Below are 14,030 nucleotides of genomic sequence, written 5' to 3' on the forward strand. Positions count from 1 at the left end.
GCTCGCTTCGCCGCCCAAGGCACGGCCTTCGCTAGGCAAGTGGGCTTCGTCCGCTTGCTGCTCGGCTTCGCTTCCTTCGTTCGGTGCGTTGGTTCGGGCCGGTAAGGGGTGCCCGCTGGCTTCGGGGTGGGTTTGCGGGTGAGGGGTGGGGTCGGGGACGGCTAGGGTCGGTGGTGTGCCGTCCTTGACCTTGAACGTTCGCTTGTCGCCGTCCGCTGCCGACACCCGTCGTGGTGTGGTGCGGTTGCACCCGGAAGTGCTCGACGCGTTGGGGTTGCGGCCGTGGGACGCGGTGGCGCTCACCGGGGCTCGGGTGACGGTGGCGTTGGCCGCCGCCGCGGACCGCGGCGGGCCGGCGGGCGTGGTGCTCGTCGACGACGTGGCCCTGATGAACCTGGGACTCGGTGAAGGCGCCGAAGTCGGCGTCGCGCCGGTGCGGGCGACCCCCGCTCGGCGGGTCACGGTGGCCGGTTCCCGGCTCGCCACCGCCGCGGCTCCGCCGGAAGTGATCAGGCTGGCGCTGACCGGCAAGGTCTTCCGGCCGGGGGACACCGTGTCGCTGCTGCCGCAGGACCTCGCCCCGTCGACGGCGGCCCACGCCGGGCAGGTCCGCAGCAGGCTCTCCGCGTCGATCGGCACGACCTGGACCAACGAGCTGATCACCATCGCCGCCACCGATCCGGACGGCCCCGCCACCGTGCAACCGTCCACTGTGGTCACTTGGCGCGGCTCCCCCGAACCCGCCCCGAGCGCGCCCGCCGAACCCGAGGAAGTCGGCCCCGCCGCACCTCCCTCCCCGGTGGCGCCCACCGAACCCGCCGTCCCCGTCAGCGACCTCGCCGGATCGCGCGAGACCGCGAACCGGCTCGCCGAATGGCTCCGGTTGTCGTTCGAACAACCGGAACTGCTGCACCGGCTCGGCGCCACCGCCCGGCTCGGCGTGCTCGTCAGCGGCCCGTCCGGTGTCGGCAAAGCCACCCTGGTGCGCTCGGTCGCGGCCTCCGTGTCCGCGGAACTCGTCGAAGTCACCGCGCCCAGCATCGCCGCCCTCGAATCCCGCGGCGCCGCCCGACGCCTCCAAGAATCCCTGGACCGCGCCACGGAGATCGCCGCGAACGGCCGGAACTGCGTGCTGCTGCTCACCGACGTGGACAGCCTGCTGCCCGCCACCGAACCGCCGCCCCTGGCGACCGTCGCGCTCGACGCGCTCACCGCCGCGATGAACGCCGAGCGGGTCGCCATCGTCGTCACCAGCGCACAACCCCAATCCGTCGACCCCCGGCTGCGCGAACCCGGCCGGATCGACCGGGAACTGACCATCGGACTCCCCGACTCCGCGACCCGCGTGGAACTGCTGCGCGTGCTGCTGCGCAACACGCCGCTCGCCGCCGACGTGGAACTCGGCGAACTCGCCGAACGGACACCGGGCTTCGCCGCGGCCGACCTGGTGGCGCTGTGCCGGGAATCCGCGGTGCGCGCCGCGCTGCGCCACCGCGACAACGCGGCCGAACCCACCCTCTCCCAGCACGACCTCATCGCCGCGCTGTCCTCCGTGCGCCCCATCTCGATGTCCACATCGGACGACCTGCGCACCGGCGGGCTCACCCTGGACGACGTGGGCAACATGGTCGACGTCAAGCAATCGCTCACCGAAACGGTGCTGTGGCCGCTGCGCTACCCGGACTCGTTCACCCGGCTCGGCGTGGAACCACCGCGCGGCGTGCTGCTGTACGGGCCACCGGGCTGCGGCAAGACGTTCCTGATCCGGGCGCTCGCGGGCAGCGGACGGCTCAACGTGCTGTCCGTCAAAGGCGCCGAACTGATGGACAAGTTCGTCGGCGAATCCGAACGAGCCGTGCGCGAACTGTTCCTGCGCGCCGCCAACGCCGCCCCCACCCTGATCTTCCTCGACGAAGTGGACGCACTCGCACCGCGACGCGGCCAATCCAGCGACTCCGGCGTCGGAGACCGCGTCGTGGCGGCGCTGCTCACCGAACTCGACGGCGTCGAACCCATGCGGGACGTGGTGGTGCTCGGCGCGACCAACCGCCCCGAACTCGTCGACCCGGCCCTGCTGCGCCCCGGCAGACTGGAACGCCTGGTCTACGTCCCGCCGCCGGACCAGCACGCGCGGGCGGAAATCCTGCGCTCCGCGGCGAAGAACACCCCGCTCACCCCCGACGTGGACCTGGCTGCGGTGGCCGCCGACCTCGACGGCTACTCCGCCGCCGACTGCGCCGCCCTCGTCCGCGAAGCCGCGCTCACCGCGATGCGCGAATCCCTCGACGCCGCCGAAGTTTCCGCCGCGCACCTCGACGCCGCCCGCCGAGCAGTCCGCCCCTCGCTGGACCCCGACCAACTAGCAACCCTGCAGTCCTACGCTGATTCACGTCGTTGAGGGTTTGAGCCGGTCGTTTTGCTCGGGTGGTCGGGTGGCGGAACCTCAGCCGGTCTCTCGCTGCGGGATCTTTTTCCCAAGTGGCTCCGCCACGAGGGAAAAAGCCGTCCTCGCGAGAGACCGGCTGAGAACCCGCGGGTGAGCGGCTTTTCGACGTGGGCTATGTGCTTCGCACATACAGGCACGGCCTACGGCCGCAAGGCAAGCGTGGCTTCGCCCGCCTACTGCACGGCTACGCCGCGAGGCACGGCCTTCGGCCGCCAGGCAGACTTCGCTTCGCTCGTCCAAGGCACGGCTTCGCCGCCAGGCACGCAGGCGGGGGTTTGCCTGTCTGGGGCGCGGTTTCGTTGGGACGGGGGCTTTGCTGGAGCGGGGGTTACTTGCCGCCCTTGCCTAGGCCCTTGTAGTCGTTGGTGATGATGGCTATTACGCCGGGGCTCGCGTCGCCGACTCCTTCGAAGCGGGGTTCCGCTCGGGCCTGGAACGCGGCGGCGACCTCCTTGGCCTGCGCCTCCTCGGCGGTGCCGGGGCGGTAGTAGACGGTCGTCGTGGGGATCGTGCCGCGCGCGTAGTTGCCGACCTCCGGGACCTCGTAGCCGACGCTGCGGAAGTCGTCGGCGGCCCGGTGCGCCAAGCCCTTGATGGTGCTGTTGTTGTAGACCCGCACGACGATGTGCTGCCGGCCGTGCTCGGCGTCCGGCGCTTCCGGGCGCGGCTGGTTCACCGGCGGGGCCTGCGGCTCGGGATCCGGCAGCTGCGGCGGCTCCTCGGCGGCGGGCGGCGGCTGCGCGATCGACGAGGACGGCGGCGGTTCCTCGGAACTCGCGGGCAGCGGCGGCAACGGCGGCAGCGGCGCCTCCGTCTGCTGCTGATCGACCGGCGGCGCCGCGGCGTCATCCGAGCCGCCGGAGACCAAGGTCGTCAGGCCGATCACGGCCGAGAGCGCGCCCGCTCCGATGAGGGCGTAACCGCCGATCTTCGCGGCGGACGGGCTGGTCGGGGGTTCCCCGGAAGTCATCAGTGCCACTCGATTCCCAGTCGGCGGGCCTGCCGGGCACGCTGCCGACTCGCCCGCACCTTGCGCAAACGTTTGATCAGCATCGGATCCACCCTGGCCGCCGCCGGGTCGTCCAACAGGTTGTTCAGCACCTGGTAGTACCGCGTGCCGGACATGTCGAACAGCTCGCGGATGGCCCGTTCCTTGCCGCCCGCGCCCTTCCACCACTGCCGTTCGAACGCGAGGATGCTCAGCTCGCGATCGCCGAGCTCCCGATCGGCCGAGGCACCCGCCGCCCGTTCCGCGAACGCCGAATCGTCCGATGTGGACGGTTCGGCGGGAACTCGCGGCAGCGGCTCGGTGGGCGGGTCGACCGGCCGCAAGTGCCTGCCGGGCACCGGTTCCGGAGCCGCTTCGCGCTGCCCGTCGGTACGCGCCAATTCCTCGCACTGCCGGGCGATCTCGTGCACGGTCAGCATCTGGGCGGCGTCCATCTGGCTCCTCGCGTCGCGATCCGGGGACCCCCGCGTTCGCCGGAATCACACGCGTGTGATTCCGCCCCCATTACATCACGCGTCCCCGAAGGCCGTGCGCGGCCAACACGCCCTCGGCGGAGATCCGCGAACCGCCCGACGAAGATCACTCCGATGGGCGTCGCGCGCCGCGCGAACGGCCACGCCCGAGGCGGGTCGCGGCGGCGTACCGATATCCTCCGCCGCATGGCTGTTCACCCGATCCGCATCGTGGGCGACCCGGTTCTGCACCACCCCACCCGCCCCGTCGAGCACTTCGACGAGGCGCTGCGCACCCTGGTCGACGACATGTTCGAGACGAACACCGCCGCCAACGGTGCCGGGCTCGCAGCCACCCAGATCGGCGTCGACCTGCGGGTCTTCGTCTACGACTGCCCCGACGACGAGGGCGTGCGGCACCGCGGCGTGGTGGTCAACCCGACGCTGGAGACGAGCGCGATCCCCGAGACGATGCCGGACCCGGACGATGACTGGGAAGGCTGCCTGTCGGTGCCCGGCGAGGCGTTCCCGACCGGGCGGGCGAGCTGGGCGAAGGTCACCGGGTTCGACGTGGACGGCTCGCCCGTGGAGGTCGAGGGCACCGGGTTCTTCGCCCGCTGCCTGCAGCACGAGACCGACCATCTGGACGGCTACCTGTACTTGAACCGGCTGATCGGGCGCAACGCGCGCGCGGCGAAGAAAGCGGTGAAGCGCAACGGCTGGGGCGTTCCCGGCCACTCCTGGGACCCGGCGGTCGAAGGCGACCCGTTCGCCGACGACGAGGACTGAACCTCACCGCGGGAAGTCCTCCGTTTCCAGCGTGACGTCGAACGGCGACGGCAGCTCGATCGGCTTCCCGAACGGGACGGCGTGCGATTCCCGGTAGGCGTCGCCATCGGGTTCGGAGAACAGCGTGACCGTGGGCCAGCGCGGCGCGAAGCGGTCGATGAGCAGGTACAGCGGAATTCCGGCCTGCGCGTACGCCTCGTGCTTGGCGCCGCGGTCGGTCTCGGCACCGCTCTTCGACGTGATCTCCACGGCGAGCAGGGCGTCTTCGCCCGGCAACACGACCGCCGGTGTCATTCGCTCCCGCAAAGCCACCAGCAGATCAGGCACCACGATTCGCGAGGTAGACGGCGTTGCGATGCCTTGGGTCTGCAGAACCCTCCCAATCATCGGGTAGCGCCCGGACCAGAGCCTTGTTGACCCTGCTTCCGATGAGATTGTGGTTCTGACCTGGCGGCGGGGACATCACGATCCTCTCCTCGATGATCTCCGCGCGCCAGCCTTCTGGAAGGTCGAGGCGGTTCCAGACCTCGACGAACGTCTCCCAGGACGATTCCTGGAGCACCGGTGCAGCACTCACAGCGCGATCACCTCCTGTGCTGGTGTCGTCGCGCACTGTAACCTCCAGGTCTGACAAGAGTTCGTTTTCCCTGCTAGACAGCCTATCCCTGATCCGCCGCGCCGTCATCGACCCGAATCGGGGCTTGGCAGACCGTGGCGGCGCGGCTAACGTCGGCGCCGACAACTGATCGCGGGAGCTCGCACCGGAAGCGGGCTGAGAGGGCGGCTGGATCATCCGATCCGGGGCCGCCGACCGCCTGAACCTGACCGGATAATGCCGGCGTAGGGAGTGAACGGCCATGGCCGACGTGCGTCCCCCTCTGTCCACTGCGGACTCGAATGCCACCGGGACCGGTGTGACCACCGGGCCGATCAGCGGTTCCCGCAAGGTGCACCGCGAGGTCGGCGGCCTGCGGGTGCCCGCCCGCCGGATCGAGCTCAGCAACGGCGAGCACCTCGACGTCTACGACACCTCCGGGCCCTACACCGACGACACCGCGACCATCGACGTCCACAAAGGACTCCCGGAGACCCGCGCCGGCTGGTCCGCCGAGCACCGGACGCAGCTGGCCTGGGCGAAGGCGGGCGTGATCACCCGCGAGATGGAGTTCGTCGCCGCCCGCGAGGACCTGCCCGCCGAGCTGGTGCGCGACGAGATCGCCCGCGGTCGCGCGGTGCTGCCCGCCAACCGGTGCCACCCCGAGAGCGAACCGATGATCATCGGGAAGAAGTTCCTGGTGAAGGTCAACGCGAACATCGGCAACTCGGCGGTGACCTCGTCGGTGGAGGAGGAGGTCGAGAAGATGGTGTGGGCGGCCCGCTGGGGCGCCGACACGATCATGGACCTGTCCACCGGCAAGCGCATCCACGAGACGCGCGAGCGCATCCTGCGCAACTCGCCGGTGCCGGTCGGCACCGTGCCGATCTACCAGGCGCTGGAGAAGGTCAACGGCGACCCGGCCCGGCTGACCTGGGAGATCTACCGGGACACCGTGATCGAACAGTGCGAGCAGGGCGTCGACTACATGACCGTGCACGCCGGAGTGCTGCTGCGGTACGTGCCGCTGACCGCGCAGCGCGTCACCGGCATCGTCTCCCGCGGCGGCTCGATCATGGCCGCGTGGTGCCTGGCGCACCACCGCGAGAGCTTCCTCTACACGCACTTCTCCGAGCTGTGCGAGATCCTGCGCGACTACGACGTCACCTTCTCCCTCGGCGACGGCCTGCGCCCCGGCTCCATCGCCGACGCCAACGACCGCGCCCAGTTCGCCGAACTGGAGACGCTCGGCGAGCTCACCCGCATCGCCCGCGAACACGACGTGCAGGTGATGATCGAAGGCCCCGGCCACGTGCCGATGCACAAGATCGCGGAGAACGTGCGGCTCGAGGAGGAGCTGTGCGACGAGGCGCCGTTCTACACGCTGGGGCCGCTGACCACCGACATCGCGCCCGCCTACGACCACATCACCTCCGGGATCGGCGCGGCGATGATCGCGCAGGCCGGCACGGCGATGCTCTGCTACGTCACGCCGAAGGAGCACCTCGGACTGCCCGACCGGGACGACGTGAAGACCGGGGTGATCACCTACAAGATCGCCGCGCACGCCGGTGACCTCGCCAAGGGGCATCCGCGCGCTCAGGAGTGGGACGACGCGCTGTCGAAGGCGCGCTTCGAGTTCCGCTGGACCGACCAGTTCCACCTGGCGCTCGACCCCGACACCGCGAAGGCCTACCACGACCAGACGCTGCCCGCGGAACCCGCGAAGACCGCGCACTTCTGCTCGATGTGCGGGCCGAAGTTCTGCTCCATGAAGATCACCCAGGACGTGCGCGACTACGCCGAGAAGCACGGCCTCACCAGCGTCGAGGCGATCGAGGAAGGCATGCGGGAGAAGTCCGAGGAGTTCACCGGCTCCGGCGGCGAGGTCTACCTCCCCATCGTCAACTGACCGGAGTGAACGGACCGTTCGTCCCATCCGGCTGGACGAACGGTCCGTTCACCCGCTTCCGAGCACCCGCGGCGGCGCTCCCGATTCGAGGTGAACGGACCGCTTGCCCAACGGGTTCGGACGAACGGTCCGTTCACTCGCTTCCGGGCACGGCGGGCAGTGCTCGGGTGTTTCGCATCGGCAGGTTCCACACGGGCCGGATCGTCGGCGGGAAGGGGTCGTAGCATGGGCCGGATGCACGCGACACCCGCCCACCTGCGACAACCGGCGCACGACACGGCGCCGCCGACGGCGCTGACCATCGCCGGTTCCGACTCCGGCGGCAGCGCCGGCATGCACGCCGACCTCCGGGCCTTCTTCTCCTGCGGGGTGCACGGCATGACGGCCGTGACCGCGGTGACCGTGCAGAACACCGTCGGCGTCACCGGGCTCGTGGAGATCCCGCCGGAGACCGTCGCCGCGCAGATCGCCGCCGTCGCCTCCGACATCGGGGTGGACGCGGCGAAGACCGGGGTGCTGTCGTCGGCGGCGACGATCGAAGCCGTCGTCGCGGTCTGCGACGAGCACGGCATCGGGCGCACCGGCCGCACCCCGTTCGTCGTCGACCCCGTCGCCGCGTCCCGCAGCGGTGAGCCGCTGCTGCGCCCGGACGCCCTCGACGCCCTGCGCTGCCAGGCCTTCCCGCGCGCCACGCTGGTGACGCCGAACCTCGACGAGGTCCGGCTGCTCACCGGCCTGGAGGCGCGCAGCCGGGACGACCTGCTGGACGCGGCGAAGGCGATCCACGACTTCGGCCCCGACTGGGTGCTGATCAAGAGCGGCCACCTGCTCGACGACCCGGAGTGCGTGGACCTGCTGTTCAACGGCACCGACGCGATCCCGCTGCCCGGCCCGCGCTATTCGACGGAGCACACGCACGGCGCGGGCGACGTGTTCGCCTCGGCGATCACGGCCGCGCTGGCGAAGGGCGCGTCGATGCCGGACGCCGTCGCCGCCGGCAAGCGGTTCGTGACGCGCAGCGTGGAGCACGCGTACCCGCTCGGCTCGGGCGTGGGGCCGGTGTCGACGTTCTGGCGGGTGAGCCCGCGCTCGCTCTGATCCGGCGGACAGACGCGTAGTTGAGACGGGCTCGACCACGGAACAGGCCGAAATCGAGACTTGAGTTACCGGATCGGGTGATTTTCAACGCCACGGGTAACTCACAAGGCGGGTTTCGTCGACATAAAGCGTGAGGCATGCGGCAGCCCCCGCCGGTGAGCACCGGCGACGCGCGCGCTGCGCCTGCCCCCCGCACACGCAACGAGAACGTCAGGAGCGAAGCGACCGCCGTGGCAGCATCCGGGTGGACGACCATGAAGAACCGGCTGATCGCCGGGCTGAACACCGAGGCCGGTGCCCCCGACCTCAGACAACGCCAGTACGCAATGGCGGTGCTGGTCACCGCGGTGGCCGCGACCGCCGTCGGCTGGCTGCTCGACCTGCGCACGCCCGCGCTCATCGGCGGGCTCACCGCCGTGTTCGCGCTGGTCGCCGCCGGGGGCCAGTCGCTGCGCTCGGACCTGCACCGGTTCTCGTGGTTCGGGCCCGCGCTCGTGCTGGTGATGGCGGTCGGGCCGCTGCTGGACGGCATCCCGGTGCTGGCCGGGCTGCTGGTCGCGGCGGTCGTGTTCGGCTCCGGCATGCTGCCCGCGCTCGGCGAGCAGTACCGGGTCAGCGGCCAGACCTTCGCCGCCGCCACCCTCGTCGCCACCACCACCGGCATCGGCGCCGGGCAGCCCGCGTGGATGCTGTTCCTGTCCACCGCGGCGGGCGCGGTGTTCGCGCTGGTCCTGCGCGTGCTCATCGGGATCGGCGACCCCACCCGCGCCACCCGGCACGCCGTGTCCCGCACCCTGCTCGAACCCGGTCCGGGCGTGCTGGAGATCGCGGCGAGCGCGTGGCGCGCGGACGGCTCCAGCACGTGGCTCGGCCAGGTGCTCGCCGGTGCCGCCCGGTTCCGCGCCGCCCGCGAAACGCTGCTGGCCCAGGCGCAGCAGGCGGATCGGGTCGAAGCGGAACGCCTGCACCGCATCGTCGTCGAAGCGGACCTCGTCGCCGCCGAACTCGCCCGCGCCGTGCGCTCCCGCGCGTGCAGCGGACTGCCCGCGATGGCGCGCGTCGACCCGGCGCAGGCCGTCGTCGCCGAAGGCGGGCGGCAGGACCTGCCCGAAGCGGTGCGCGGCATGAACGAGGGACTCGACCGCATCCGCGGCGCCGTCGTGCAGCGCACCGAGGCCGCGGCCAGCCCGCCCGCTCCCGGCGGCCGCCGCCAGCGGGCCCTCGGCGGGATCAAGGCGCACCTGTCGCTGCGCTCCTCGCTGTTCCGGCACGCGCTGCGCTGCACGCTCGCCGTCGGCGTCGGCATGGTCATCGTGCTGCTGCTGCACGACCCGTCGGCCTCGACGCTGCTGCTCGGGCTGTACGTGGTGCTCGCGCCCGCCGCTCGGGACAGCATGAACGGCGCGCTGGAACGCACCGGCGGCGCCGTGCTCGGCGTGGTCATGCTGTCGGTGCTGATCACCGTGCTGCCCGGCGTCTACCTGCTCGTCCCGGTGGTGGTCGCGGGCATGCTGCTCGGGGTGGAACGGTTGCGCACCGACTACCAGGTGCTGCTGAGCTCGCTGATCGTCGTGACCGTGATCGACCAGGCGATGCGGCTGGACCGCCCGCTGGCGAACATCGCGATCAGCTTCGCTTCGAACACCGCCGTCGGCGCCGCCATCGCGCTCGGCGTGGGCTACATCAGCTTCATCGTGCTGCCCAGCAGCATGGTCCCCGACGTGCGCGGCGCCATCCGCTCCACCGTGTGGTCGGTGTCGGAGCTGCTGCGCAGCGTGCGCGCCGCCGGTCAGGGCCACGACGTGCACGCCGCGATGCGCTCCGCGCACGTGCTGGCGCTGCGCCGCACCCAGGACCTGCTGGGCATGCCCGCGCTGCTGGACGACCCCGAGTCCGACGAGGACAAGGACGCGACGCGGGCGGCGGCGACCGCGCTGGACGCGCTGCGCCAGGACGTGGCCACGCTGGCGTTCCGCCCCGAGAACGAGCGGGCGGTCGCGGTGCCCGCGCTCAAGGCGGTGGACCAGCTGCTCAGCGGGCGGAGCACGGCGAAGATCCCGGACATCCAGTCCACCGGCGCCCCCGCCACGGAACTGCTGGCCAGCTCGCTGGTCGAGAACGCGCTGCACGCCCGCGCCGCCATCGACCAGACCCTCGGCAACGAACCCTGGAAGAGCTACACCATCAACTTCGTCCGAACAGAACGCCTCAGAATCCGCTGACCCCGAAAGCCCCCGCCTTCCCAGCGAACCCTGCCATGGGCGGCGAAGCCGTGCCGTGGGCGGCGAAGCACGCCTGCTTCGCGGCCGAAGGCCGTGCCTCGCGGCGAAGCCGTGCAGTGGGCGGACGAAGTCCCGCCTGCCTTGCGGCGAAGCCGTGCCCGTATGTGCGAAGCACATAGCCCACGTCAAAAAAGTGGCCCACCCGCGGGTTCTCAGCCGGTCTCTCGCGAGGACGGCTTTTTCCCTCGTGGCGGAGCCACTTGGGAAAAAGATCCTGCAGCGAGAGACCGGCTGAGGTTCCGCCACCCGACCACCCGAGCAAAACGACCGGGCGGGCAATTCCCCCTCAAGAACGTGCGGGGCTGGAGGCGGTGGCCCAGAAGCGTTGGGGAATCCGGCCCGCACCGACGGCGAGCCGACCGGCCTCGACGGCGGACCGCATCGCGGCGGCCATCCGTTCCGGGTCTTGGGCGCGGGTGACGGCGCTGGCGAGCAGCACCGCGTCGCAGCCCAGTTCCATCGCGAGCGCCGCGTCGGAGGCGGTGCCGATGCCGGCGTCGAGCACGATCGGCACGGTCGCGCGGGACACGATCATCTCGATGTTGTGCGGGTTCCGGATGCCGAGGCCGGTGCCGATCGGCGAGCCCAGCGGCATCACGGCCGCGCAGCCGGCGTCGGCGAGCCGGGTCGCCAGCACCGGGTCGTCGTTGGTGTAGGCGAGCACCACGAATCCTTGGTCGACGAGCTGTTCGGCGGCGTCGAGCAGTTCCACCGGGTCGGGCAGCAGGGTGTCGTCGTCGGCCACGACTTCCAGCTTCACCCAGTTCGTCTCCAGGGCTTCCCGCGCCAGTTGCGCGGTGAGGACCGCTTCCGCCGCGGTGCGGCAGCCCGCGGTGTTGGGCAGCGCTTCGATGCCGAGCCGGTGCAGCAGGTCGAGCACGCCGGTGCGCCCGCCCGCGTCGGCGCGGCGCATCGCGACCGTCGTGAGCTCGGTGCCGGAGGCCAGCAGCGCGCGTTCCAGGACGGACAGGTTCGCTGCGCCCCCGGTTCCCGTGATCAGCCGCGAGCCGAACTCGCGCCCGGCGATCACCAGTGGATCGTCCACGTCAGCCTCCTTGCACCGCGGTGAGCACTTCGACGGCGGCGCCGTCGTGCAGTTCGGTGGCCGCCCAGGAGGCCCTGGGCACCACGGTTCCGTCGATGGCGACGGCGACTCCTCGTTCGGGCACGCCGAACTCGGCCAGCACCGCGGCGAGCGTGGCGTCCTCGTCCACCGGCCGAGCCGATCCGTTGATCACTACTTGCACGGTTGCCCTCCTCTGTCGTGGGAAACGGGCCGCGCGCCTCGCCCGGGGTCGGCGGCGGTCGCGGGGGGTTCCGCGCCGGACAGCGCCGCGAGCACCGCGTCGGCGGTGATCGGTGCGAGCAGGAAACCGTTGCGGTGGTGCCCGGTCGCGGCGAGCACGCCGGGTTCCAGCTCGCCGATCAGCGGCAGGTTGTCGTGCGTGCCGGGCCGGTGTCCGGCGATGGCTTCGACCAGCGCGTACTCGGCGAGGCCCGGCACCAGCCGTTCCGCGTCCGCGAGCAGGTCCCGCACTCCGCCGACGGTGACGTCGAGGTCGTAGCCCGCGTCGTACTGGGTGGCGCCGACGACGAGTCCGCCGTCGTCGCGCGGCACCAGGTAGACCTGCCTGCCGTGCACCGGTCCGCGCACGGTCCGCGTCGGGGGCGGCAGCGCCGTGGCGCGCGCCCGCAGCCGCAGCACCTCCCCCTTCACGGGCCGGATTCGCCCGGTCAGCCCGGGGTGCAGCTCGCCGGAGCGGGCGCCGGCGGCGATCACCGCGACGTCGCAGTGCGCGGTGCCGTCGGCGAGTTCCACCGCGCCGGGCCGCACCCGCAGCGCCCGCCCGTCGCGGAAGTCGACGCCCGCCGCTGCCGCCGCCTTCCGCAGCGCGGCCAGCGCCACCCGGTTGTCCACGGCGAGGTCGCCCGGCACTTCCAGGCCGCGGCGCACGGCTGGGCCGAGCGACGGTTCGGCGCGGCGCAGTTCCCGGCCGGTGAGCCGGGTGACGCTGCGCCCGCGGGACGCGAGGTGGTCGGCGAGCATGTCCAGTTCGGCGCGGTCGGCGCCGTCGACGCCGACGACGAGCGTGCCTTCCCGGCGCAGTCCGGTGGGCAGGCCGGAGTCCGCGGCCAGTTCCGTGGCGAACTCGGGCCAGCGCCGCAGCGAGTCGGAGCCGAGTTCGAGCAGTTCCTCCTCGCCGGGGGACGCTTCGGCGACGGGCGCGAGCATGCCACCTGCGACCCACGACGCGGCGCGTTCACCGGCGTCGACGAGCTGGACGCGGTGCCCCGCGCGCGCGGCTTTCCACGCGACGGCGAGACCGATGATCCCGCCGCCCACGACGGTGACGGCTGACTGCTGCGACATCTACGCTCCCTGCGCCGGCATGACCCGGATCAGGTTCGACGGTCGGGGCGGTCGCCCCCTCTCAGTCCGGTTCTTCTCCGGACTCCCGTGCGGACCACCACCCACCGTACTCACTCCGCCAGGTGAGGTCAGCATCCGGCCGGTGCCCTCCCCCGCTGCGGATACCCTGGGGGCATGCCCGGATTGGACGGTTACGGCATCCGCACGCGGCTCGCCGACGCACGGCTGTACCTCTGCACCGACGCGCGCGGGGAGCGGGGTGATCTGGCCGAGTTCGCCGAGGCCGCGTTGTCCGGCGGCGTCGACATCATCCAGCTGCGGGACAAGACCTCCGGCGGCGCGCCGTTGGAGGCGCGCCAGGAGCTCGCCGCGCTGGAGGTGCTGGCGGAGGCGTGCGTGCGGCACGGCGCTCTGCTGGCGGTGAACGACCGCGCGGACGTGGCGCTGACCGCGGAGGCGGACGTGCTGCACCTGGGTCAGGACGACCTGCCGGTGCCGGCGGCGCGGCGCATCGTCGGCGACGAGGTGGTGATCGGCCGTTCCACGCACGACGTGGTGCAGGCGGACGCGGCGGCCACGGAACCGGGCGTGGACTACTTCTGCACCGGCCCGGTGTGGACGACGCCGACGAAGCCGGGCCGCGAGGCGGCGGGGCTGGAGCTGGTGCGCCACGCCGCGGAGCACCGCGGGCACGGCAGGCCGTGGTTCGCGATCGGCGGCGTGGACCACGCGAACCTCGCCGAAGCGGTCGCGGCAGGCGCGGAACGAATCGTCGTGGTCCGCGCGATCACCGAAGCCGAAGACCCCCAGTCCGCCGCCGAATCACTCCGAGCAGGCCTCCCGACCTGACGGCGAGCGTTCTTCCAGCTTCGGCCCCCTTTCCGAAGTGGCCCCGCCACGAGGCGTGGTCGTTGTCCTGTCAGCGGCGAAGCCGCTGAGCAGCGACCACCCTGCCCACCGGCACCGCCGCGGGTTCTCAGCTGCTTGCTCGCGAGGACAGCTTTTTCCCTCGTGGCGGAGCCACTCGGGAAAAAGATCCCGCAGCGAGCAAGCAGCTGAGGTTCCGCCACCCCACC

General features: G+C 71.8%; 13 protein-coding genes and 2 riboswitches. Of the genes, 6 read left to right on the forward strand and 7 right to left on the reverse strand.

Features of this window, described 5'->3' with window-relative positions; genetic code table 11:
* Window positions 1–175 precede the first annotated feature (175 nt).
* Window positions 176–2,398 (forward strand): AAA family ATPase, encoded by a 2,223-nt coding sequence (locus ACWD38_RS11880; RefSeq protein ID WP_184483369.1) that lies wholly within the window; start codon window positions 176–178, stop codon window positions 2,396–2,398.
* A gap of 376 nt (window positions 2,399–2,774) precedes the next feature.
* Here ACWD38_RS11880 and ACWD38_RS11885 read toward each other — a convergent pair whose 3' ends face one another.
* Both ACWD38_RS11885 and ACWD38_RS11890 read right to left on the reverse strand, forming a co-directional pair.
* On the reverse strand, window positions 2,775–3,416 hold the full coding sequence (locus ACWD38_RS11885; protein ID WP_184483371.1) for a LytR C-terminal domain-containing protein: 642 nt from the start codon (window positions 3,414–3,416) through the stop codon (window positions 2,775–2,777).
* A complete protein-coding gene (locus ACWD38_RS11890; RefSeq protein ID WP_246458483.1) occupies window positions 3,416–3,748 on the reverse strand; it encodes a DUF3263 domain-containing protein in 333 nt (110 codons plus the stop codon). The genes ACWD38_RS11885 and ACWD38_RS11890 overlap by 1 nt, the downstream gene beginning before the upstream one ends.
* Before the next feature lie 366 nt (window positions 3,749–4,114).
* On the opposite strand from ACWD38_RS11890, the gene ACWD38_RS11895 reads away from it, so the two are divergent.
* Window positions 4,115–4,696 carry a peptide deformylase gene (locus tag ACWD38_RS11895; protein ID WP_450124041.1) on the forward strand — a complete coding sequence of 194 codons (582 nt, stop codon included), beginning with the start codon at window positions 4,115–4,117 and terminating at the stop codon, window positions 4,694–4,696.
* 3 nt (window positions 4,697–4,699) lie between these two features.
* Here ACWD38_RS11895 and ACWD38_RS11900 read toward each other — a convergent pair whose 3' ends face one another.
* The gene (locus tag ACWD38_RS11900; protein ID WP_450124042.1) at window positions 4,700–5,083 is read right to left on the reverse strand and encodes a Uma2 family endonuclease; all 384 of its coding nucleotides are present in this window, start codon (window positions 5,081–5,083) and stop codon (window positions 4,700–4,702) included.
* Window positions 5,016–5,309 carry a hypothetical protein gene (locus ACWD38_RS11905; protein WP_450124048.1) on the reverse strand — a complete coding sequence of 98 codons (294 nt, stop codon included), beginning with the start codon at window positions 5,307–5,309 and terminating at the stop codon, window positions 5,016–5,018. The genes ACWD38_RS11900 and ACWD38_RS11905 overlap by 68 nt, the downstream gene beginning before the upstream one ends.
* A 125-nt stretch (window positions 5,310–5,434) precedes the next feature.
* A riboswitch (TPP riboswitch) is annotated at window positions 5,435–5,560 on the forward strand.
* Here ACWD38_RS11905 and thiC point away from each other — a divergent pair.
* The 3 genes from thiC (at window position 5,554) to ACWD38_RS11920 (ending at window position 10,523) form a co-directional block, all read left to right on the forward strand.
* On the forward strand, window positions 5,554–7,203 hold the full coding sequence (thiC, locus tag ACWD38_RS11910; RefSeq protein WP_184483379.1) for a phosphomethylpyrimidine synthase ThiC: 1,650 nt from the start codon (window positions 5,554–5,556) through the stop codon (window positions 7,201–7,203). (Overlaps the previous riboswitch by 7 nt.)
* A gap of 234 nt (window positions 7,204–7,437) precedes the next feature.
* Window positions 7,438–8,301: a bifunctional hydroxymethylpyrimidine kinase/phosphomethylpyrimidine kinase gene (gene thiD, locus ACWD38_RS11915; RefSeq protein ID WP_450124043.1), complete on the forward strand. Its 864-nt coding sequence runs from the start codon at window positions 7,438–7,440 to the stop codon at window positions 8,299–8,301.
* Window positions 8,302–8,555: 254 nt separating this feature from the next.
* On the forward strand, window positions 8,556–10,523 hold the full coding sequence (locus ACWD38_RS11920) for an FUSC family protein (RefSeq protein ID WP_184483383.1): 1,968 nt from the start codon (window positions 8,556–8,558) through the stop codon (window positions 10,521–10,523).
* A 346-nt stretch (window positions 10,524–10,869) separates the two neighbouring features.
* Here the strand turns inward: ACWD38_RS11920 and thiG are convergent, their stop codons facing one another.
* The 3 genes from thiG to thiO form a co-directional block, all read right to left on the reverse strand.
* Window positions 10,870–11,628 (reverse strand): thiazole synthase, encoded by a 759-nt coding sequence (gene thiG, locus ACWD38_RS11925; protein ID WP_184483385.1) that lies wholly within the window; start codon window positions 11,626–11,628, stop codon window positions 10,870–10,872.
* A gap of 1 nt (window position 11,629) precedes the next feature.
* Window positions 11,630–11,830, reverse strand: a complete 201-nt coding sequence (thiS, locus tag ACWD38_RS11930; RefSeq protein ID WP_184483387.1) for a sulfur carrier protein ThiS — start codon at window positions 11,828–11,830, stop codon at window positions 11,630–11,632.
* Window positions 11,821–12,954 (reverse strand): glycine oxidase ThiO, encoded by a 1,134-nt coding sequence (gene thiO, locus ACWD38_RS11935; protein ID WP_450124044.1) that lies wholly within the window; start codon window positions 12,952–12,954, stop codon window positions 11,821–11,823. The genes thiS and thiO overlap by 10 nt, the downstream gene beginning before the upstream one ends.
* Window positions 12,944–13,053: riboswitch (TPP riboswitch) on the reverse strand. (Overlaps the previous gene by 11 nt.)
* 75 nt (window positions 13,054–13,128) lie before the next feature.
* On the opposite strand from thiO, the gene thiE reads away from it, so the two are divergent.
* Entirely contained in the window at window positions 13,129–13,803 is a 675-nt protein-coding gene (gene thiE / locus ACWD38_RS11940; protein WP_184483391.1) for a thiamine phosphate synthase, read from the forward strand.
* Window positions 13,804–14,030: the final 227 nt, after the last annotated feature.

The organism is Saccharopolyspora sp. NPDC002578, from assembly GCF_053592695.1.